The sequence below is a fragment of the Vibrio sp. 10N.286.49.E11 genome (assembly GCF_041469505.1).
In the GTDB taxonomy this organism is placed as follows: Bacteria; Pseudomonadota; Gammaproteobacteria; order Enterobacterales; family Vibrionaceae; genus Vibrio; species Vibrio crassostreae_C.
In genome coordinates this window covers 1-20,690 of record NZ_JBFRKQ010000054.1, presented here as the reverse complement: position 1 = coordinate 20,690, position 20,690 = coordinate 1, and the positions used below count along the sequence as shown (strand labels likewise).

The 20,690-nt window shown below is 43.7% G+C and carries 22 protein-coding genes and 1 pseudogene; 10 read left to right on the top strand and 13 right to left on the bottom strand.

Annotation, left to right across the window (positions count from 1 at the left end; all coding sequences use genetic code 11):
• Positions 1 to 9: 9 nt before the first annotated feature.
• The 3 genes from AB4167_RS12275 to AB4167_RS12265 all read right to left on the bottom strand — a co-directional run bounded on the left by AB4167_RS12275 (position 10) and on the right by AB4167_RS12265 (position 3,931).
• Positions 10 to 1,527 (bottom strand): esterase/lipase family protein, encoded by a 1,518-nt coding sequence (locus tag AB4167_RS12275; RefSeq protein ID WP_372136585.1) that lies wholly within the window; start codon positions 1,525 to 1,527, stop codon positions 10 to 12.
• Between the two features lie 489 nt (positions 1,528 to 2,016).
• Complete coding sequence (locus tag AB4167_RS12270; RefSeq protein ID WP_372136584.1) at positions 2,017 to 3,114, bottom strand: nickel/cobalt transporter; 1,098 nt, start codon at positions 3,112 to 3,114, stop codon at positions 2,017 to 2,019.
• Positions 3,115 to 3,208: 94 nt separating this feature from the next.
• Complete coding sequence (locus tag AB4167_RS12265) at positions 3,209 to 3,931, bottom strand: DUF1007 family protein (RefSeq protein WP_372136583.1); 723 nt, start codon at positions 3,929 to 3,931, stop codon at positions 3,209 to 3,211.
• Between the two features lie 475 nt (positions 3,932 to 4,406).
• Here AB4167_RS12265 and AB4167_RS12260 point away from each other — a divergent pair, with 475 nt between their 5' ends.
• Together AB4167_RS12260 and nqrM are read left to right on the top strand one after the other, a co-directional pair.
• Complete coding sequence (locus AB4167_RS12260; RefSeq protein WP_372136582.1) at positions 4,407 to 4,853, top strand: NifB/NifX family molybdenum-iron cluster-binding protein; 447 nt, start codon at positions 4,407 to 4,409, stop codon at positions 4,851 to 4,853.
• Positions 4,850 to 5,047 carry a (Na+)-NQR maturation NqrM gene (nqrM, locus tag AB4167_RS12255; RefSeq protein WP_372136581.1) on the top strand — a complete coding sequence of 66 codons (198 nt, stop codon included), beginning with the start codon at positions 4,850 to 4,852 and terminating at the stop codon, positions 5,045 to 5,047. The genes AB4167_RS12260 and nqrM overlap by 4 nt, the downstream gene beginning before the upstream one ends.
• A 63-nt stretch (positions 5,048 to 5,110) precedes the next feature.
• Here the strand turns inward: nqrM and AB4167_RS12250 are convergent, their stop codons facing one another.
• A complete protein-coding gene (locus tag AB4167_RS12250; protein WP_029235478.1) occupies positions 5,111 to 5,389 on the bottom strand; it encodes a DUF134 domain-containing protein in 279 nt (92 codons plus the stop codon).
• A 34-nt stretch (positions 5,390 to 5,423) separates the two neighbouring features.
• Between AB4167_RS12250 and AB4167_RS12245 the strand changes: the two genes are divergently transcribed.
• Both AB4167_RS12245 and AB4167_RS12240 read left to right on the top strand, forming a co-directional pair.
• Complete coding sequence (locus tag AB4167_RS12245; protein ID WP_372136580.1) at positions 5,424 to 5,873, top strand: PaaI family thioesterase; 450 nt, start codon at positions 5,424 to 5,426, stop codon at positions 5,871 to 5,873.
• Between the two features lie 34 nt (positions 5,874 to 5,907).
• Positions 5,908 to 6,036: pseudogene (locus AB4167_RS12240) on the top strand (ABC transporter substrate-binding protein); the annotation flags it as partial.
• A gap of 42 nt (positions 6,037 to 6,078) precedes the next feature.
• Here AB4167_RS12240 and AB4167_RS12235 read toward each other — a convergent pair.
• Positions 6,079 to 6,282 carry a hypothetical protein gene (locus tag AB4167_RS12235; protein ID WP_017059106.1) on the bottom strand — a complete coding sequence of 68 codons (204 nt, stop codon included), beginning with the start codon at positions 6,280 to 6,282 and terminating at the stop codon, positions 6,079 to 6,081.
• A gap of 364 nt (positions 6,283 to 6,646) precedes the next feature.
• On the opposite strand from AB4167_RS12235, the gene pnuC reads away from it, so the two are divergent.
• From pnuC to AB4167_RS12220, 3 genes are all read left to right on the top strand, one after another.
• Positions 6,647 to 7,381: a nicotinamide riboside transporter PnuC gene (gene pnuC, locus AB4167_RS12230; protein WP_017069647.1), complete on the top strand. Its 735-nt coding sequence runs from the start codon at positions 6,647 to 6,649 to the stop codon at positions 7,379 to 7,381.
• Positions 7,382 to 7,389: 8 nt separating this feature from the next.
• On the top strand, positions 7,390 to 8,118 hold the full coding sequence (locus tag AB4167_RS12225) for a nucleoside phosphorylase (RefSeq protein WP_372117419.1): 729 nt from the start codon (positions 7,390 to 7,392) through the stop codon (positions 8,116 to 8,118).
• Between the two features lie 125 nt (positions 8,119 to 8,243).
• Positions 8,244 to 8,924: a Crp/Fnr family transcriptional regulator gene (locus AB4167_RS12220; protein ID WP_372115188.1), complete on the top strand. Its 681-nt coding sequence runs from the start codon at positions 8,244 to 8,246 to the stop codon at positions 8,922 to 8,924.
• Between the two features lie 152 nt (positions 8,925 to 9,076).
• On the opposite strand, the gene AB4167_RS12215 is transcribed toward AB4167_RS12220, so the two are convergent.
• The 6 genes from AB4167_RS12215 to AB4167_RS12190 all read right to left on the bottom strand — a co-directional run bounded on the left by AB4167_RS12215 (position 9,077) and on the right by AB4167_RS12190 (position 14,664).
• Positions 9,077 to 10,780 carry an FAD-dependent oxidoreductase gene (locus tag AB4167_RS12215; RefSeq protein ID WP_017067877.1) on the bottom strand — a complete coding sequence of 568 codons (1,704 nt, stop codon included), beginning with the start codon at positions 10,778 to 10,780 and terminating at the stop codon, positions 9,077 to 9,079.
• 268 nt (positions 10,781 to 11,048) lie between these two features.
• Positions 11,049 to 11,951 carry a VirK/YbjX family protein gene (locus AB4167_RS12210; protein ID WP_133151375.1) on the bottom strand — a complete coding sequence of 301 codons (903 nt, stop codon included), beginning with the start codon at positions 11,949 to 11,951 and terminating at the stop codon, positions 11,049 to 11,051.
• Between the two features lie 320 nt (positions 11,952 to 12,271).
• Positions 12,272 to 12,415, bottom strand: a complete 144-nt coding sequence (locus AB4167_RS12205) for a hypothetical protein (RefSeq protein ID WP_017059112.1) — start codon at positions 12,413 to 12,415, stop codon at positions 12,272 to 12,274.
• A 25-nt stretch (positions 12,416 to 12,440) separates the two neighbouring features.
• A complete protein-coding gene (locus AB4167_RS12200) occupies positions 12,441 to 12,716 on the bottom strand; it encodes an HU family DNA-binding protein (protein ID WP_065584244.1) in 276 nt (91 codons plus the stop codon).
• A gap of 358 nt (positions 12,717 to 13,074) precedes the next feature.
• Positions 13,075 to 13,770, bottom strand: coding sequence for a VC0807 family protein (locus AB4167_RS12195; RefSeq protein ID WP_136974849.1), 696 nt, complete (start codon positions 13,768 to 13,770; stop codon positions 13,075 to 13,077).
• 321 nt (positions 13,771 to 14,091) lie between these two features.
• Complete coding sequence (locus tag AB4167_RS12190) at positions 14,092 to 14,664, bottom strand: YceI family protein (RefSeq protein WP_372136579.1); 573 nt, start codon at positions 14,662 to 14,664, stop codon at positions 14,092 to 14,094.
• 276 nt (positions 14,665 to 14,940) lie between these two features.
• On the opposite strand from AB4167_RS12190, the gene AB4167_RS12185 reads away from it, so the two are divergent.
• Positions 14,941 to 15,657 carry a DUF1826 domain-containing protein gene (locus AB4167_RS12185; protein ID WP_372136607.1) on the top strand — a complete coding sequence of 239 codons (717 nt, stop codon included), beginning with the start codon at positions 14,941 to 14,943 and terminating at the stop codon, positions 15,655 to 15,657.
• A 343-nt stretch (positions 15,658 to 16,000) separates the two neighbouring features.
• Positions 16,001 to 17,887, top strand: a complete 1,887-nt coding sequence (locus AB4167_RS12180; RefSeq protein WP_372136578.1) for a methyl-accepting chemotaxis protein — start codon at positions 16,001 to 16,003, stop codon at positions 17,885 to 17,887.
• A 106-nt stretch (positions 17,888 to 17,993) separates the two neighbouring features.
• Here the strand turns inward: AB4167_RS12180 and AB4167_RS12175 are convergent, their stop codons facing one another.
• Positions 17,994 to 18,395: an ACT domain-containing protein gene (locus tag AB4167_RS12175; protein ID WP_136982154.1), complete on the bottom strand. Its 402-nt coding sequence runs from the start codon at positions 18,393 to 18,395 to the stop codon at positions 17,994 to 17,996.
• A gap of 145 nt (positions 18,396 to 18,540) precedes the next feature.
• Entirely contained in the window at positions 18,541 to 19,434 is an 894-nt protein-coding gene (locus AB4167_RS12170) for a LysR family transcriptional regulator (RefSeq protein WP_017059121.1), read from the bottom strand.
• Between the two features lie 160 nt (positions 19,435 to 19,594).
• Here AB4167_RS12170 and AB4167_RS12165 point away from each other — a divergent pair, with 160 nt between their 5' ends.
• Entirely contained in the window at positions 19,595 to 20,494 is a 900-nt protein-coding gene (locus AB4167_RS12165; RefSeq protein ID WP_102393121.1) for a Vmh family MBL fold metallo-hydrolase, read from the top strand.
• Positions 20,495 to 20,690: the final 196 nt, after the last annotated feature.

Below are 20,690 nucleotides of genomic sequence, written 5' to 3'. Positions count from 1 at the left end.
GGCCACTCCTTAGCGCATTGAAATAATTTGTTGTAGAAAACGTTCAACGTTTTGTCCCGTTTTCATTGTTGAGTGGTTAGCCAATGCGTTACCCAATGCATTGGTATAACTTGGGTTAGCGCTTGCCAAGGTCACAACAACATCATTTTCTTGCGGTACTGTTTGAATGGCTTGGTAACTGACTATGGTGATTGGATGAGCTTGTGGTCCATGCACACTTGGCATTGTGACCGATTGAGTTTGAGTATCGAGGTAGGCCGCAGAACTAAAGCTTCTTAGCGCCTGCCAAGCGGTAACGCCTGCCCAACGCGATCCCCACGGGAATAGGCCAACGATATCGGGATCTTTCTCAATAACACCGTCTTGGTTGAGATCGGCATTTGCCCCAATAGAAAATGTATTTGCAATATTGCCGCGAGTACGCATTTGGATCGCGTTTGATGCTGTATCCGTTGTTAGATCACGGATACCAGGCATTTTAGGACCCGCAAACGGAATATTTGGGAGTTGCATGTACTTGCCAGCGTAATTATTTGGATCGGTACTGACGTTACTGTAGATATCGGCGTAGTGGTCCATTTTTATCACCGACAAATCTGCTGCGACGCTACCAAGGTGAGGTGTGGAGAAAGTAGAAAGGGAGGTTATCTCAAAGGAAGGGCTAAGTGCTTTGAGGTTTTGGGTATCTAGCCCGCCTTTACTGTGTGCAATGACGTGAACTTTGTCGGATTTCAACTCATCGAGAAAACCCTGAATTTTGTTGTTCAAGATATTAGCGTTAGTCGCTGTGGTTCCATTTTTGTCAGCAGAGAAACGAGTATAACGAATGCCATAGTCATCAAGTGTAGAAAGCACGCCTGGAGCCGTATCATCATCCCAAGTGTCTGATTGTGCAGCAATGCCATGAGCAAGAATCACAGGAATGGCAACATCAAACTCGATTGAGACCCAATCGACAGACATACACCAGTTGTCTCCCGTATTGCCAGTATCAATATCGACGCGAATCTCATTGTTTTGGCCGAACTTGACATCACTGATATCGACTTGAAGGTTAGTATCCGTCCAACGGTTATCAGCGCCTTGCAGTGTACCTAAAGACTTTCCGTTAAAAGATACGATATCTATTTCTGGAGCAATATTACTGACGTTGGCATTGGAGTCTATGTCGAAGACCGGCAGGCTGATCCTTGCGTTAGAACCGATAACGCCTTTTTGCTGCATATCGCCCAGTTTACTCGGAGCAATTCTCCCGTCACTTTGTAAAACGTTGGGGCTGACGACCATAGGAACAGGTAAAGAGATAAGTAGAGGTCCGCCAGAAGCATAGGTACAACCGGTATCCAGACCAGGACCCGAATTCACAACATAAACGCCGAGTTCTTCTTGCGGTGGGGCTATCCCAGAGCTTTGTGAGCGCATCGAAAAATTACGCAATTCGTATGAATCAGGTATATCTTCGGCACTCGCGAAACTCGGAGAAAGTAACAAAACACTGAGCGTGGCGCTCGGAATGTATAGTTTCATTTGTTTACCTTTGAGTATAGGTTATCCAAGAATTTGGTTGAAGAAAGCTCTATCTGTAGTTGTAAGGTAAAGGCTTGGAGTTTGATGTGAAATTTATTGGGTATAATTTCGGCTTGTTACTCAATTGATAAAACTGCTGCTCTATTTTTTTTCAAAATAGGAAGAGTGCGATCGCAGTTTCTGGATTGCGGAAGTTATGTCCTTATTTTCAAAAGGAGGGGGATAGTGCTCTAATATTGTTAGAACAATCTAAGTTAGTTTATGAAAGAGTAGCTAAGAATAGGAAAATCAAAGTTGGATGTAGGTTTGTTACAGAACTACATAGAGCGCGCTGTTCTGAATGGCTGACTACTAACCTAACTGGCTGTGCAAAGTTAGGTTAGTAGAAATTATGTGGCTGTTAATTCAGATTTGAGAGATAAGGGCTAGTGTTTTTTAGTAAAAATGGTAAAGGTCGCAATAAACTGAGGTTTGTTATTACATCGTTCGCTACATAGTGAAAACAGGCGACATACCGCTGTCTTGTCCACTCATTAGCAACAAGCCAATTAAGACAAGTAAAACACCACCGAATAGCTGTAAATAATGACCTGCGGCTTTTAGTGAAGCACTGTTATTCTTGTTACCTGCTGCCAAATAGCGTTTTACCAAGTTCTTGCCTGTTAGTGTCATTATAGCAATCGTCGAGGTTGTGAAAGCAGTACCAATCGCCATGGCAAAAGCACTGACAACACCCATCCAATATAGGCCAACCATGTTTGCGAAAAGCAGTACCATGATGGCTCCGGTGCACGGTCTTACGCCAATCGTCACTATAATTCCAGCATATTCTCGGAGCGTTGAGGCTTTGTTGATTGCGTCTGCATCGGCTACATGCTGGTGGCCGCACCCACAGTCGGCATGAGAATGATCTGCATGAGTGTTAGCTGCGGCTTGCATTGTGCTAGTAGCGTCGATTATCGGAGAAGGGGCTGATATTGATGAACGAAGTGCCATTGGCGAACGCGCTGAAATTGTCGCAGCTGTGTCTGTTGCGAGTGTAGTGATGGCTTTCACTTTCAGCTTAGGCTTACGCATAGCGGTGTAGATGTTTTTCAAAGCCTTCCAACATATAAGTGCGCCGACGACCGCGACTAAGGCAAAGCTTAATGAAACAAACATATTCGCTTTGTCATTCACTACTCGCATGGAAGCACTAAAGCCCCACAGCAACACGCTTACTAGTAAGATTGCGACCAATGCTTGTAAAAAAGCGGAGACGACCGTAAGCACTAAACTCGCCTTGGCTTTGGTTGGGTGAGTCGCTAAGTAAGTCGACACGATAACTTTGCCGTGCCCAGGCCCCAAAGAATGAAGCATGCCATAGATAAAGCTGAACCCGATAAGGTAACTGCCTGCGCCCCAAGGGTTGGATTTAGCTTCATAGAGCAGGTCTGCAAGTTCTGAATTGACTTCTCTTTGCCATTGAATGCTAGAGATAACTAACGATGGCCACATGGACCACAGTTGATACGCACCAATAGCAATAAGCACTAACGCGCCAGCACCAATGAGGTAGTGATTGATTTTGGATTGATTTTTCTTCATTTAACAAGAACCTATATCTGAAATCTTTCTGTTAATTAGTTGCCATGCTTAATCAGCTAGACGCTGACTTAAAGGCTGAAACGAACCACTGCGACTAAGAAGCGGGAACCGCCGCACAATGAAGCTCAACCGATTGTGTAAACAGTTGGCCTAGCGTGTTATCTGGATCTGCATCGACAGGTAAAGACATTGCATAACTCATTTGCTCTGGCGTCGGGTTAGGCTCGATTAATTCTAAATGGCATTGTCTTGCTAGTTCAGGTGACAATGTCACGTCGCTGTTGGATAGCCACGACATGTCGACAAAGTAACTAGGGTCAAAAATCAATACGCGAAGCGAGTTTCGTGTCACAGGCTTAGGTTTAGAAAGTGGTAGGTCAAATGTTAGAACCATCTTGGCTTTATCACGCTCAAACTTTGCGTTCTCAACCCCCTGATATTTGATGGGCTCTTCACCATCATAAAAGTACGTGAAGTAGTGCTCGTACATCATGTTTTCGATTACAGACGCAGCGAGCTTTTTGAATGTTTCAGTTTCTGTATCGGCAGAGACGTCTTCTCCATCCAACATGTACATCGAGGTCATTGCATCAAAAGACCACTCCATAGAGAGACCGGTGATCATGCCATTCTCTCCCTCAATATGAGTTTTCATCTCTATCCAAGAGTGAGGGTGGGCATATAGATTTGGCGCAAAACACAATAATGCTAGGCCAACAGTCAAGCCCTTGAGAGAGCGAAAGCATGTCGAGAAACGGCTTACATAGCGTGTGGAGAGGCGATTGATGACATCGATTAGAATAAATGGCTGTTTCATGAGAAATGATGGTAATTTAGTGTGATGTTATATCATAACAACTCGATGCGTTGTTCACTTCAAATTATAAGCTTGTTTACATTGAAGCCGACTGCAATTCTTGATTTTCAATCCAACCTATTTTTCCTATAAACATCTTTGATTGGTCCCTAGTTCGACATTATTCAGACTAGTGTGTGACGTTGAATAGTCGATTAAGCTCTCGGTTGTGCGAGGCCTTTTTGTAATGGGTTTGAGCTTGGCTCTTGATAACAGGCATTAACAACGCAAAAAATACCCCCAGTAAAAATACTACCCCCTAGTATATATGGTTATTTGAAAGGTAACTGAGATAGGCTGAAGATGACGGTAAGTTTGGGTGCTTGTGATCTTCGTTATCGATCCAGTAAATCTTATTTTTCACATGATAGTTATTGGCATATGCCAGCAATGGGGCGTATGCTGAACTCCTGATCATCAATAACAGGAAGTTACTATGTTATACGCAGTACCTTGTCGCGACCTTCATGTTGGCAACCACTTTGCTCGTTCCCCACAGATCGCGATTGTCGATGAACAACGACAGATAAAACAGATTGTTCCTTTGATTGACTCCGACACCTCTTGCAATAAAAAGAAGCAATGGATTTCGGTTCTCCGTTCTTACGATGTGAAATCTGTGGTGGTTCGTTATATTGGTAAGAAGATGCTGGCGCACTTGTTCAATAACGATATTCGAGTCTTGGCATTGACAGGTAAGGCAGAAATCGGGGCTTTGGATTTCGACAATCTACGGGAAGTGACCGATCTCGATTATGGTCGCGAGCCGAGAAATAGTGGGTGTGGCAATAAAGCGTGCGGCGAAAACGGGCACAAAAAACAAGCTTCGATTCTAATGGTACAGCCTAATCAGCTAGGTGCTATTCGAGGGTTCCGACAATGACCTTTTTGTTGACGCTATTGGGGTTTGTCGGAGTCGTTACATTGATGGCGATAGGCGTGATTTTTTCGCGCAAGCCAATCAAATGCAGCTGTGGAGGATTGGCGCAGTTAGATATTGAGCGTGAATGCAATTGCAAGGATGTGTGTGAAGGGCAAAGCAAAAAGCTGTATCAGATTACTGAGCCATCAAGCTAAGTATCGAAGTAAGCATCAGAGTTCTCGCTCACTGAGTTAAATAACTTCTGGCTAACACGTTAATTAACTACTTTGAATCACCAACGCGTGACCATTGACTATGCACTTGGCGACTTTAGCTCGTGCACGCTTGATAATGTTGCCGAACGTTTGGCGAGACACCTGCATTTGTTCAGCGGCTTCAAGCTGGCTCAGGCCTTCTTGATCAGCCAAGCGCAAGGCTTCGAGCTCTTCCAATAGCAATTCTTCTTTATGAAGCTCGTCCATAGGAACACCATTGGGCTTAAAACAAGAGTAAGCCGTACGGGTACACAACTGGCGATGTTTTTTTGGTCGAGCCATATCAATCTCTAGCAATCTATGGGTAAAGGTAAGTATGAAGCTTTTCATTCCACACAATCATCGGCGTTGCCAAGTGTGCAGCCAAGGTTTTTTCAACGACAGCGCCATTTGTTTTGAAGCTATTGGCGAGCATGACACTTTAACTAAGCATGAGGCAGTAGCTAAATATAAAACCAGAGCCAAGATTGTACCAACAGATAAAGCTGAGGGCTACGATGGCATCATGCAAGGTGGCATTGTCACTACACTGCATGACAGCGCGATGTTGCATTGTCTATTTCAGAATGATATCAAGGCGATGACGGTGAGTTTAACCTCTCGTTTTCATCATCCGATTTTGATTGGTCAAGAACTGGAAGTTCGTGCCCAGTGGGTGAAAATTAGACGTAATATCTACTTCCTAGAAAGCCAAATTACTCAGTGCGGAAAGTTATGTTCGTCGGCACAAAGTCAGTTTATGTCAGTTTCTAGCTATCAAACTTAAGCTTGGTATAGCGGTGTTGTTTTATCAGTTATAAAAGTCCAACTACGGTTTCATAATCACTGAAAATAACGTGTACGAAGAAGAGATTAACCGCGCCCTGTCGAAGATTCGTGAGTCACGAAAGTGGCGTAAAATCTTGGTCGATTATTTCGCAGATCAGTAATCGAAATTAGAGGCTTATTCAAAAGCTTTTGGACTTTCGCCGTTACAGTTGATCTGAATCTGAGGCCTTGATCTTTTTGAAGTATTTAAATGCACTCCAAACCGCGTAAGCCGCAACCCCTACAATCAATGCCGAGCGAAGGAGAATAGGCGCATCATGCTCAAGTTGACCAACATGAGGAACAATACTGGCAAACAATCGACTGGTAAAAAGCAGCCCCATTACTAACATAATTACTTTATTCATGTGACCTGCCATTCAATTGAGTACGTTGCACAGAACGAGTTTTGGGGCGATTACACGGTTAACACGCCAGACAACGATTCTGCTCGAGATAAAATCATGCGCTTCTCAAACGTAACCGTCAATGCGATATCGGCGTTAAGCCAGTAAGCTAAAATTTCGTTTTTGGAAGGGGGCTATTCTGGTGCTGGAGTTTCGAGTTCGAGACTGTGGGAGGGCTATGACATCTTCCCGTGAAATTGATTTTCCGGATTTAATATTCTGATTTATGATCGCATGCATTCTAGGGGGGACAAATGTCCTCCTTTTTATTTGGAGAGGCGCAATAAAATAGGTGCCACTAAAACAAATAATAAAGGACACATCTATGGACCTATTCGCTCTACTTGATATCAACAATACTTTAGTTAATATCCCAATAGGGGATGGCTACGCAATGAGCTGGATTGAAGCATTCGGCACCGTGTTTGGTTTGTTGTGTATTTGGTTTGCAAGCCAAGAAAAAACCATTAACTACCTGTTCGGATTGCTGAATGTCACCTTATTCGCGGTTATCTTTTTCCAAATTCAGTTATACGGACTGCTACTTCTTCAATTATTCTTCTTCTGTGCCAACATTTACGGTTGGTACGCATGGACACGTCCTAATGAGCAAGGTGAAACGCTAGAAGTTCGTTGGTTGAGCCAAAATAAACTAGTAGCAACGGCCGTAGCGTGTGCGATTTCTATTGCTTTGTTAACTATGTACATCGACCCATTCTTTTTTGCGCTAGCAAACATCGCGGTAGATAGCTTGAATCTATTTGGTGCGGATTTAGCGGAGCCAGTGCTTGAACCGGATGCGTTCCCATTCTGGGATGCCACGATGACCATTCTATCTATTGTTGCTCAAGTTCTTATGACACGTAAGTATGTTGAAAACTGGATACTGTGGATTGTGATTAACATTATCAGCGTTGGTATTTATGCGACGCAGGGTGTGTACGCAATGTCTGTTCAATACGCAATCTTAATGTTTATTGCGGCAAACGGTACTCGTGAGTGGGCACGCACAGCTAAACGAAACAGTGATAAATCGTTAACTCAAGCAACGGCTTCTTAGGAGTGAAGATGGCAAAGCAACCTCATATCTGCGTTGATGAAACGCAAATTGCTCCGTTAGTTATTGTTTGTGGTGAGCCAGATAGAGCGAATCGAATCGCTAACTTGCTTGAACATGCTGAACTGGTCTCTGAAAACCGTGAATATCGAATCTTCACTGGTCAATATCAAGGTAAAGCGATATCGGTTTGCAGCACGGGCATTGGTGCACCTTCAATGATCATTGCGGTAGAAGAGCTTAAGTTTTGTGGTGTGACTCATATTGTCCGAGTAGGGTCTGCAGGCGCAATGCAGTCACATATCGGGCTTGGTGAGCTAATTATTGCAGAGGGCGCGGTTCGTGATGAGGGGGGATCTGCGGCTTACGTTAAACCGTCGTATCCCGCTTATGCAAGCTTCTCCCTGCTCAAAGAGCTAGATGGGTTCTTGCAGCAGCAGTCAACACCTTACTATTTAGGAACAGTGCGCTCACACGATAGCTTTTATACCGATGATGAACAGGCGCTTTGTCAGTACTGGAATGGCAAAAGCATTTTAGGTGCAGACATGGAAACATCCGCGTTGTTTACCGTGGGACGCTTGAGAGGGCTTAATGTCGCTTCTATCTTGAACAATGTTGTCTTGTATGAACAAGATGTAAAAGAGGGCGTTGGGCAATATGTCGATGAGGCTGAGGCAATGATGCAAGGAGAGCGGCTAGCGTCATTAGCGGCACTGGAAGCATTAATTACTCAATAAGAGCCTGAATAAATGCAAGACGAAAGCGATGGGAGACCGTCGCTTTTTTATTGGGTTCTCTCCTGTGGTTTAAGTGGTTACAATCGTTTGAATATAAACAGCAGTAATGCAATGAGAGAGTAAGTATGAAGATTGCACCATACTCAAGCGGACGCTTTAAAAACTACTTAGAACAAAAAAGCTCTGAATTTAGAGATCTCATCTACCAACACCAAGTTAACTCTCGTTACTTCAATCAAAATGATGAAATCCTACGTCAAGGTGAGCAGCTTCAGTATCTTTATGTAGTGCCCGCAGGAAGAGTCTCTATGAGTATTTCCGCGGCTAATGGGCGACGCTTTCAATTGGGCGAAGTGAATTGTGATTACCATATCTTCGGTGAGATGGAGTTTTTCACGCAGACCCCTTGTCAGTGGAACGTAGTGGCTGATGAACACATGCAAGTTGATGTTATTTGTATCCAGAAACTATCAGAAGCGCTACATGAAAATCCGGAGATGATGTTCTTTTTCGCCTCTGCATTAGCGGAAGATTATCAAGACTCTATGGGCATTTACACTAACCGTCTTTTACACTCAATTACCTACAATATTGCGTATGATTTATTGGTTCAAAGCGAGACTAACACTGTGTTAGGCGGTTTCGATAAAGTGAATCAAGAAGCAGAACGATTTGGTACATCGAGCAGAGTGTATCGAAGAGCGGTTAAAGACCTATTAGACAAGGGTTTCATCAGAAAAGGAGATCAAGGGTTAGAAATTGTCGATCAGCGAGCACTGCAAGCTTTTATTGACTCCTACGAATAATAAAAGAGCTTGGCACTTACTAAAATGCCAAGCTCGGTTTTTCAATGTTTACTATTAACTACTCGCATCTATTTATGAGCGACTTTCTCTCAGCAACTAGCAACTAGCCCGTAAGTGTCCGCGCACCATTACCGGCGACTAAGTATTAATCCTTAAGCTTTTGCATACATGAGTGTTCTATAACCACCGATTAAGTTGCGTGCTTTAAAGCCGTTGTTGACGAGTTGGCGATAAGCCACGTTACCACGTAACCCGACTTGGCAGTAGATTACAATCTCTTTGTCTGCTGGGAGCTCACTCATTCGATCACGCAGTTGGTCGACAGGAATGTTGATTGCGCCTTCAATAAAGCCACCATTTTCTAGTTCGCTAGGGTTACGAACATCGAGTAGGAGTTGGTTGTCGCTTAATGTTGCAATCTCATCGAAATGAATAGGTGTCGCGTCACCTTTAATAATATTGTTGGCAACAAATGCGGCTTGGTTAATCACGTCTTTGGCACTCCCGTAAGGTGGTGCATAGGTTAATTCAAGGTGTTGAAGCTGATCAACGGTCATACCTGCACGTTGAGCTACTGCCATAACATCAATGCGTTTATCAACGCCATCTTTACCGACGGCTTGCGCACCTAGTATTTTCCCTGTCTTAGGGGCGAATAACATCTTGAACGAGACAATCTCAGCGCCAGGATAGTAGCTAGCGTGGCTTGCGGTATGCACATAGACTTTTTCATAGTCGACGCCTTCACGCTTCAACTGTTTTTCGTTTTTCCCTGTTGAGGCAACGGCTAGGTCAAAAATCTTACAGATAGCTGTGCCCTGTGTACCTTGATAGATTTCATTGCGTCCGAGCATGTTGTCGGCAGCCATACGACCTTGACGGTTAGCAGGGCCAGCAAGCGGAACTAGAGTTTGTGCACCTGTGACAAAGTCTTTTTCTTCGACCACATCACCCACAGCGTAGATGCTAGGATCGCTAGTCTGCATCATTTCATTGGTGTAGATACCACCTAGTTCGCCAATTTGAAGTCCTGCTTCTTTTGCTAACTTAGTCTCAGGACGCACACCGATAGCCATGATTAAGATATCAGTAGTTAATGACTCGCCATTATTAAGTGTTAATTCCAATTCACCCTCTATGTGTTGGTGCTTCTCGCTCTCGCCTGAATCAAAACTTGCGATGTGTTCGTTAGGTATATATTTCACAGACTCAAGCGCGACGCCGAGTTTTAGGTCGATGCCTTTGTCACGAATCTCCGCATGGGCAAAGCCGGCCATTTCCCGGTCTACTGGCGTCATTACTTGGTCAGCCATCTCAATCAACGAAGTCTTGATCCCAAGCTGATGAAACGCTTCCATCATTTCCAAGCCGATAAAGCCACCGCCAACAACTGTCGCGTGCTCAGGTTTATTCATTTGGATTGTTTCGATGATGCGATCCATATCTGGAATATTGCGTAGTGAATGGGTTAGGGGGTTATCGATTCCTGAGATGGGAGGAACGACGGCACCGGCTCCAGGGCTGAGTAATAAGAAGTCGTAACTCTCGCTGTAGTGATTACCATCAACAAGATTTTTGACTGTAACGGTTTTATTGGTGCGATCAATAGAGGTAACTTCGTTCATCACTCGTGCGTCAACGTTGAAGCGAGCTAAGAAGCTTTCAGGTGTTTGTAACAGAAGCTTGCTTCTATCCTCGATATCGCCACCTATGTGGTATGGCAATCCACAGTTGGCAAAAGAGACGAATGGTCCTCGTTCAAACATTATGATTTCGGCTTCTTCACTAAGACGACGAGCGCGTGCAGCAGCTGAAGCACCTCCAGCTACGCCACCGATGATTACAATTTTAGTCATACGTTTACCTATTACTGTCTCTAAGTTTAACTATACAAATTGCCGAGCATAGAGCTTGTATCTTCTTAATGATCAGTACTGGCTGGTCGCCGGCGATTGAGTAGTTTTCGAAATACCTAGATACTATAAAGATGTAAATTAGCATTGTCTAATATTTATTTTAAAGCTATCACCTCGGGATTGAGCGTTTGGTCCAAGGGCTGTGATTAGACTAAAGCACGCTAGTAAAGGTAATACGCGTTAGCGAGTCGAGTACAGGTTAGCCAAATTAACTGTCATGAGCATAATGAACAGGATCATGGATGTGCTGACTGATTACGTTCTTCAGATCTTGTTCATACAGATCTAGCCAGGCATAACGCTCGCGATACAACTTACGCTTTTGACGTTTTAGAGCTTCAAGATCTTTCCTGTTCGGGTTTGTCGGGAGACGATAGAAATAGTTATCATGCACCTGTCCATCGTGCTCTTCCCACAGACTGTCGTATTTAAGGCTGATGTCTTTGTTTTTCTTACCGTAGCGTAATGAGTTCGAGACATGACCAGACTCTTTTACCGCATAGATATTGTCGATACCCAAGTTAATAGCGAGCAGTCGTAGTGTTTCTACCATGAAGGATTTAGGTCTTAAACCGTAAAAAGCTTTGGTGAATGTGCGGCTAAATCCATTGTCATTGGCGCCACCCTGTATACCGCCGATGTAGATGTTGTTGTCGAAAACAGTAAACGAAATGGTATACATTTTTTCGAGTTGAGAGTTGGTCAATGAAATTGTCAGTTCACCTTCTTTTCTCGCGTTTCTTTCGAAGCTGAGATTAACCAGATAAACGTTGTCATCTATCTCAAGTTTTAAAAGATTGAGCCTTTCGTTATAGATTTGGTGTCTAGCTTCTGTTGCGAAGGTGTTTTCAAACCAGTCGTAGTGTTTGGATAAGATATCGATCTTTTCTTTATTGCTAAAGCCAGTACATAAGTAGGGAGTCACAAATTTAGAAAGGAAGTTGGGTTGCTTGATAAATAATAACTTTCTCTCTTCAGAGTTGAAATTATTACTCATTTTTCGAGTAGCTGAATAATAAAACAGGGCTCGAATAGTAAACTTAACTATCGCTTTGTACTTACCCTTATTTTTATGGGTATTTGCTTCAATCCCCATGCGAACGACATTCATAATCACCTCAAAGAAGAAGGATTGCTCGAACATAGTCGTGTCATGAACCCTTCCAATAATCTCACCAATAACAAGAAAATGATGATAGTGAAAAAGGTGATTTGGGTAAGTATGGATATGTATAGCTATGTAACTCAATCAGTTACTTAGCGTTCAGATTTTGGACAGATGTGTTTGTCGCTTTAGTGGGGAGGGGTATCAATGTTATTTATTAGAGGCGCTTGCTCCTAAATCAAAAATGCCACTACAAATCTGCAGTGGCATTAGAACGATAACAAACTATCACCTTGCTTAAACCTAAACATTAGTTCTTATATAAACTAAAGTTCTAACAGTTTAGCCAGTTCACGCTCTTCGAGAAGCTCTTCAATGCGTTGACGAGTCTTAGGCGTTTCGGCTTGCGCTTTAGTCGACTTGCCTGCTTTTTTGCTTCGGCTCGTTTTCGCTTTTTCCTTAGTCGTCATCGTAATCTTCCTTGTGTTTTTTGTGTTACAGGTTGCACGTCTCTTTTAGTGCCTTGCCCGCTTTAAATGCTGGCGTCTTTGATGGGGCAATCTGAATCTCTTCTCCGGTTCGCGGGTTACGACCAGTGCGAGCAGCTCGAGAGTTAACTTTAAAGCTACCAAATCCAAGGATCGATACGTCATCACCGTTCGCAAGCGAAGTAGAGATACCTTCAACTAGCGCATTTAGTGCTGTGCCTGCTTGGTCTTTTGAGATGTCTGCAGAAGTCGCGATGTGTTCAACTAATTGAGATTTGTTCATAATCTATATTCCTTATTGAGTACGGCTGGCGTCTACCTTTAGCACCTAGCTTATGCGATCTTATCAACAGCAACTGAAATAATGTCAGTGATTGGGTAGAGCTTTGTAAAGTAACCAACAGAATTGACTATAAAAGCATCTGTCGGTTCAATCAATGCAATTCATTGATTATTATTGGTTTATAGACATGTTGCCCAAATTTACGTGAGAAAAGAGCATTAGGGTTGCCCGATCGATTCATAATCCAAATTGAGGCTGTCATCTATCACGTTGACAAACGAAACTGCAAAAACAAAGAAGCCCAGCTTAATTGCTGGGCTTCTTTGTTGTGCAGTCAGAGCGATTTGTTAATTCAGAACTATTTAGTAATAAAAATTTGTTCTGTTTCTAGTGATGTCATCGTGCGAACTTGACGCCAAATGTAGTAGAAAATACCTAACATCATCAGCATGCTTGGGATGGCGATTGCTGGGTAGCTGTAAAGTGTCAGCTTGCCAAGTTCTTCATTAAAGGCAGCGGTGCCAGCAGGGCTAGTCACAATCCAAGTCGCTAGGAAGTAGTTCATAGCTGAAGAAAATGCGAAAGTACTCGCGAATAGGTAGTTGGATGTCATTAGACAACGATCAAACTTTGCTTGGTTACCGAGCTGCTTTAGGCGCTCTTCAATAAGAGAGATATTTAACAGGGCCGGTGTGAAGATAACTTTCTGGATAAACGGGTAGCGGGTGAAGGTAGAGCCAAGAACCGCCAAACCAATTAGACCAGGGATTAATGCTTCTTTTAGTGCTAACCAACGAGTGTCTAGCTCAAAGAAACCAATACCGCCCGTTAATAGCACGCTGACGAAGCCAAGCGCCGCTATGAAGTTGAACTTCTTGTTGCGGATCAACTCCATGCCACCGTAAGCAATAGGGAAGGCTAGTGCGACAAGTAATGCTAAGCCTGTTCCGAGAAGCTCATCTCCACTGAACTTCATTAAAATGAATGAAGGAAGAAAGACGTTAAACACGACTTCGAAAAGAGGACTCGATTTTTTGTTTTCTGTGTTACTCATAATTTCTAAATACATTATGTTATGGATTTATTCTCAGGGATTGTTGTTTACCTTGCCCAAGATGTAAAGCCTTAAGGCGTCATGCTGTGTAACGACATGTGACATCAACGACATCTCTGAGCCTATATAACGCTCAATTTAATACTTTGTGAGGGATGTTTATCTGGCCGACTTGGGGAAATCGAGTGGAAATTTTGGTTTAGTTTATTCAAACCTAATTCAGTTTATTGCGTTGTCGCGTACTCTTACTCACATTCACCGCTCTCAAACGATTGATGAATGTGAAATGAGGGAGAATAGAAAGGAATAGTTATAAGTCCATTATTGGTCGAAAAGTAGGTTAAAGCTTAAAGGGATTTGGTCGGAAATCGCTAATCCACCCACGGTCGCTGAAAGTTTGTTTAGATTCTCTGTAGATATCCCAAAATCAGCGCCATTGACGATGATTGTCGAAGCTGAGCTAACCATGACAAACCCTGAGGATGGAACCACCACAACTGGGAAGTCGATCGTTTTGGTTACGCCGTGTAAAGTAACTTCCGCTGCTACTGTTGTTCTTTTTGGATCACCAGATAGCATCGACGGTTCAACCTTCCCAGAGATCTTCACTTCAGGAAAAGTCATCGATTCAAAGTAGAGTTCATTCAGTCTCTGGTCACGAATAGCGACTCCGGTGCTCACGCTTTTCAAGTCCAATATTATTGAAAACTGACCCTCTTCGGTAAGCCCTCCAGACATAGGTTTGATGGATGCGGGCTCGACAACAAACTGCTTTTTAATGGTCGCGAATGTGATGTTCGATAACTTCGGATCTAATGTGTAGCCCGACTCCGCGAAAGATTGAGCGGAGATAACGGTGCATAGGAGGCCGAATGTAGAGATTAGTTTTTTCATAAGTTGTCACCAGATTGATGAATTCACAGGTTTACGTTCTTGAGTCGTACGTTTTTAAAATGACTTTTTGGAAAGAGTGATTGAGAGAAGCTTAGTTCAGCATTCGAAAAATTACCGCAGGAAAAGAAGAGCGTCGCTGTATTACTGGAATCATGATCGACGAAGTGACTTGTTTATTTTTGGTTATGTTATAACGTAACCAAAAGCACTCTTGCCAAGAATAATTATTCTGTTGGTAAAAGGGAAGCGATGAGCATGTATCAAGGAGACGACGTAATGAATGCCGTGTTAACCAAGCCTTTGGCTACCAATAGCAGCCAGCCACTCAACATTAGTTCAGCTGTGAGTATTCAGGATAAGGCAAATCACAAGCCAAGCTCGAGTGCTTCTGAGCAGCCAACGGTATTAGCGGATATCTACCAAAGTGATATTAATATAGCGGTATGGCAGCGACAGTTTGATGAAGGCTTAACGACGGCAATTAGTGAATTTATCGCCTTTAATCCAAACTTTAGTAAGTCTGTTAGCGTGTCACCTGAAAATGCTTTCGATAAGTTGGAATTTGCCACCGATGGCACCGCCTCTAAAGCGCTGTTAGAAAACATGGCAGAGCTGGTGGATATGTTCTGTTGTTTGTTTGAGCTTGAAGAAGTCGGGTTACGTTTAGCCGTTCTGAATAAAGCGATGTGCCCACGTTTCCATTTTGATCAAGTGCCTTGCCGCTTGGTGACAACTTATCATGGTGTTGCGACTCAATGGTTGCCAAACGACTTAGTCGACCGTTCTAAGCTAGGGCTAGGGGCTAACGGAAAGCCTGATTCTGTTTCAGGCCTGTACAACGACGAATCTGACATCCAGAAAATGGCCAGTGGTGATGTTGCGTTATTAAAAGGGGAGCGTTGGAGTGGCAATGAGAATAGAGGCCTTGTTCACCGTTCACCAGTCACTTCATCTGACGAAACACGATTGCTGTTAACGTTGGACTTTGGTTGATCAACTTTTGACTATTTAGTTCGCAACCTGTTTCTATTCAGACGTTCAACTCATTTAAATACCTTCCTAATGAGCTAACGGCATGGCGCGATCTGTGCTGTTATTATTCTCAAACAGAGACACTCATCAGCTGACCATGTTTAGCACATTAATTCAAAATTTAGAGTTTACCATTCTCTAAATCAATGGGTTACGATGCGTGCACTTACTCACATATATCAATATTTTAGTTCCTCATCGGTTTCTTAATTTATTTTAAAGCGTAAAATATATCCCGCTTGCAAACCGCTTTGGCAATCAATTTGTTCGCCACGGTTTATTACTTCCAAATTATAGGTTTCCTATGTTCAAGAAACTCTCGCTTAAAAATAAGCTGGCGATTTCAGCCAGTATGGCCATTATCCTGGGGGGGATTTTGGTCGAGGCATTGTCTTTTCGTGCTTCACTGCAAAGGTTGGATATTGAAGTTGAACAGCGCTTAGAGGGCGCATCGGCTTCGTACAATCAATATGTATCGGATTGGATCTTATCCAAAGAGCGTGCGCTTACTTCTCTTTCGAAAGAATCCAAACAAGAAAGCTTGGTGACTCACCTAAAACAGGTTCGTGATTCAGCCTCTTTTGATAATGTCTTCTTGGCGTTTCCAGACGGTTCGCAAAAGAACGCAAACGGAGTGGTATTGCCGCCGGGCAATGATGACCCACGTCTATGGGGTTGGTACACCAACGCGGTAGCAAACCCTAGTAAGGTGTTCATGGATAATCCAACGGTTGCAGCTGCAACTGGGGCGAATGTTGTGTCGCTGGGTACTGCCATGCAATTACATGGTCAACAGGTTGTGTTAGGCGCGGATGTTGAAATTACCGACATTCTTAATAGCCTAGAGCAAGTGATTCTTCCGGGTGAAGGTTACATGTTCATCGCGACCAATAAAGGCACGGTTTATACGCACCCTGACACCAAGTTACTGAACAAAAATATCAGCTCACTTGGGTTAGATTTTGCGGACGTACAAAAGGCGCTGACTAGCGGTAAAGACACTTCTATCGAGTTGAATGGCAGCGACTATGTTCTGTACGCACGTGCGATTGATGGAACGAGCCTGATTACTGTGAGCGTTGTTAACCATGACTCTCTGGTTGCGCCACTATTTGATGCAGTGATTGGTCAAGTGTTGGTGACGCTACTTGTGGTGATCGTATGTACCATACTGTTTAACCTGTTGTGTACGATTCTATTCCGCCCGTTGAACCACGTTTCTCAAGCACTGGCGCAAATCGCGAATGGTAGTGGTGATTTAACTCAACGCATTCATGTTGAAAACCAAGATGAAGTGGGCGAGTTGGCTCATAACTTCAATACCTTTGTTGGAAGCTTACAGCAGTTGATTGGCCATATCCGTGGGCAGTCAGAACAGCTAAACAGCCAGTCAGAGCAAAGTGCTCAGCGTGCGAACCGTTCGGTGGATGAGCTTAATCATCAGCAGCAAGAAATCACTATGGTCGCGACGGCCGTAACTGAAATGGCGAGCGCCACGCAAGAGATAGCATCGCATGCCGAGCAAACAGCAAAAGCGGCGCAAGATTCAGCGACAAGCACTAACAGTGGTCACGCTCTGGTTGTGGATACCAAAGGTTCAATCAATAACCTAGCCAATGAAGTTAATGAAGCGGGTAGTGTGATTAGCGAACTTAACAAGCATGCTCAAGAGATCTCGACTGTACTCGCAACGATTCAAGGCATTGCAGAGCAAACCAACTTACTTGCTTTGAATGCTGCGATTGAAGCGGCTCGTGCTGGTGAACAAGGTCGTGGATTTGCTGTGGTAGCGGATGAAGTACGTGTGCTTTCACAGCGTACCCACTCTTCAACGGAAGAGATCAAATCAACAATTGATATCCTGCAGCGTACAACGGCGCAAGCGGTTGAGCTGATGGAGAGCAGTTCTAAGTTGGCAATACATTCAGTAGAAGATGCCGATCGAGCTTCGCATGCGCTTGAAGAGATCAATACTGCAGTTGCTTTGATCAGCGATATGGCGACTCAAATCGCGACGGCTGCTGAAGAGCAAACACATGTGACGGGTGAAATTACCCAGAACGTGACGACCATTAAAGATGTTACCGACCACTTAGTTGTGGGCGCACAGGACAGCTTAACTGAGTCGAACGAACTTAAGAGCCAAGCCGCTGGCTTAAGTGACAAAGTGGCGACTTTTAAGCTTGCTTAACTGGTTCGCTCACTGATGCCTGATCAGTGAGTGCACGTTAAGCAATAAGCCAAAGCGACGTAGATTACGTCGCTTTTTTTGTGTCTGTGAACAATCGAATTCTTTACTAATCCGCTTCTGAAAATTCTCTAAGCGCACTCATTGCGGCTTCAGCTTTGTCTTTCTGAACGAAGATATGGTCGTGATAAAAGCCAGCAATCACGTTGGCGCTAATGCCGTAAGAACCAAGCTTGGTGGCAAAGGCTGCTGTTAATCCAACCGCTTCAAGACTGGAATGTACCGACAATGTAATCAGGCTAAACACACCATCGAAGTTTAGCTGAGCTTTGGTCGCAACGTCTTCTTCCAGAACCAGCGTTAAACCTTCTTTCTCACGAAAAGTTGAGATTGGATTGAGCTGAACATAGTCTGTTAACGCTCCGTCGACAGTACAGAAAACATAGTTGCCTTCAATGAGTTCTGGTGACATGGACTTTAACAAAATGTCTAAATCGGTAATGGCAGTCATAGTCAGTTTCCCTGCGTTAATAAGCTAATTGATGATGTATGCAGTCACGATAGAAGCAACTGACAGTTAAGTAAAATTAATGATTTTAATTCTGCATCAGTTTTACTAATGGCAAGTTTTCCTCCTTAGTGATGGCATCGTACTTCTACCAACTTGTCGATTGTTCCATCTCGTCAGATAAATGGTCGATAAAGGCTCTTAACAGCGGTGTGACTTGTTTACGCGTTCCATAAATAGCATGAACACCGAGCGTTTTAGGTTGCCATTCAGAAAGCAGTGGCACTAATAGACCATCACGCATCAAGGTTTCCACTGAAGGGAAGGGCAGTAAACAGATACCGTTGCCTTTGAGTGTGGCAGAAAGCAGAACCTCTGAGGTGTTTGCACTGATATTCCCTTTAATCGGAACCGATTCGAGCCCATTGGGGCCATTGAACGTCCAAGCGGTTTTGCCAAAGTAACTGAACGATAAACAGTTGTGGTGCGCTAGATCTTGGGCTTCTGTGGGTGTGCCTTTCTCTTTTAGATATTGAGGCGATGCGCAAATCACGGAGCGGCATTCACCGATCTGCTTCGCGACAATATTGGGCGTCAGTTCGTTGGTTATGCGAATGGCCAAATCGATGCGTGACTCAACCAGGTTGACGGTCTGATCAGTCGAGATAATGTCGATAGAAACCTCTGGCCATTTGGCGATGAAGCGACTAATTGATTCCATCAAGAAGCTATCGACAATCGAGTAGCTCGCAGTAATACGCAGCTGACCTTTTAAATGCTCTCGGTTTTGGTTTCTGATCCCAGCTAGGGATGTTTCCAGTGCCAAAAGTTCTCTGGCGACCTCAAGTGTTTCTTTACCTGCGCTGGTTAAACTCAAGCTTCGTGTTGTTCTGTGAAGCAAGCGTGTGTCCATCCATGTTTCTAACTCACCCAAATAACGAGTGACCTTGGTTCGTGAGAGATCAAGGTGCTCTGCCGCTGCGCTCAAACTGCCACGTTCCACTATGGTGACAAAGACATTCATTGCTTCGAGTTTATCCATTGTTTTATTGCCTAGAGAATTAAACCGACCTCAGTATATGTCCGAAAACTGCAATAGTTAAAGTCAATTTGATATCTATTTCATCTAAAAACAATCAAATAAGATATTTGGACATTCAACGAGTTGGCAGGTGTTCAACTCCAAGTATCGGAATAAAGCCATGAATACGTTATCCAAAAACCTGTTATTAAAAAGCATGCTTTTAGGAACCATAAGCCTAGGAACCGTGCTGGCATCAAGTGTTGCTTTAGCTGTGGATCTGAACATCACTCACTATAACCCCGGTGAGAACGCGATATTCCCTGCAAGCTCGGTATTGGTTTCGGGTGAGAAAGAAGTGATTCTATTTGACGCACAATTCAGTGTCGCAGACGGACAAAATTTGGTGGAGCAAATCAAAGCCACAGGCAAAAAATTATCGATGGTTTACATCAGCAGCGGCGACCCAGATTACTACTTTGGTTTGGAACCGATAGTTTCGGCATTTCCTAACGTTAAAGTCGTTGCCAGTGAAGCCGTTGTCGCGCATATCAAACGCACCAAAGATGCAAAGCTTGAATACTGGGGGCCTATATTAGAAGGCAACGCGCCCTCTAAGGTGATTGTTCCAATGGTGATGAACGACACAACATTAAGCATCGAAGGTGAAACCATCGAAGTGAAAGAGATAAATACACACCAAGCTTACCTATGGGTTCCGTCTGAAAAAACGGTGTTTGGTGGCGTGTCGGTGTATAGCGGTGTGCATGTATGGATGGCAGATACTGCATCGAAAGAGATTCGTAGCCAGTGGTCACAATCGTTGGAGCGTATGAAAGCACTAGAGCCAGAGGTTGTAATTCCGGGTCACTATTTAGGTGAAATGCCAACAGGAATAAATGCAGTTCACTTCACGAAGGATTATGTGGCTGATATTGAAAAAGCGTTGGCGAGCAAAAGTAATCCAACATCGGTCGAGATCAGTGATTACATGAAGAAAGCCTACCCGAAATTTGAGGCTACGGAAGGCGATTTAGAACTTGGCGCGAAAGTGCTAAGCGGCGAAATGGCTTGGCACTAGAGTTGATTATCTCGGTTGTGTCCCAGAACAGTCTGAAGATTGTATGCTAGATTTATTGGTGATACACAACTGGAGATATCGATGATCTGGCTTTCAGTGAAAGTACTACAGATTGGATTTGTCTATGGATACAGGAAGTATCAAAAAACGAAAAGAGCTCCAGCTTAGGAGCTCTTTTTTTGTTGTGCGCCGAGCA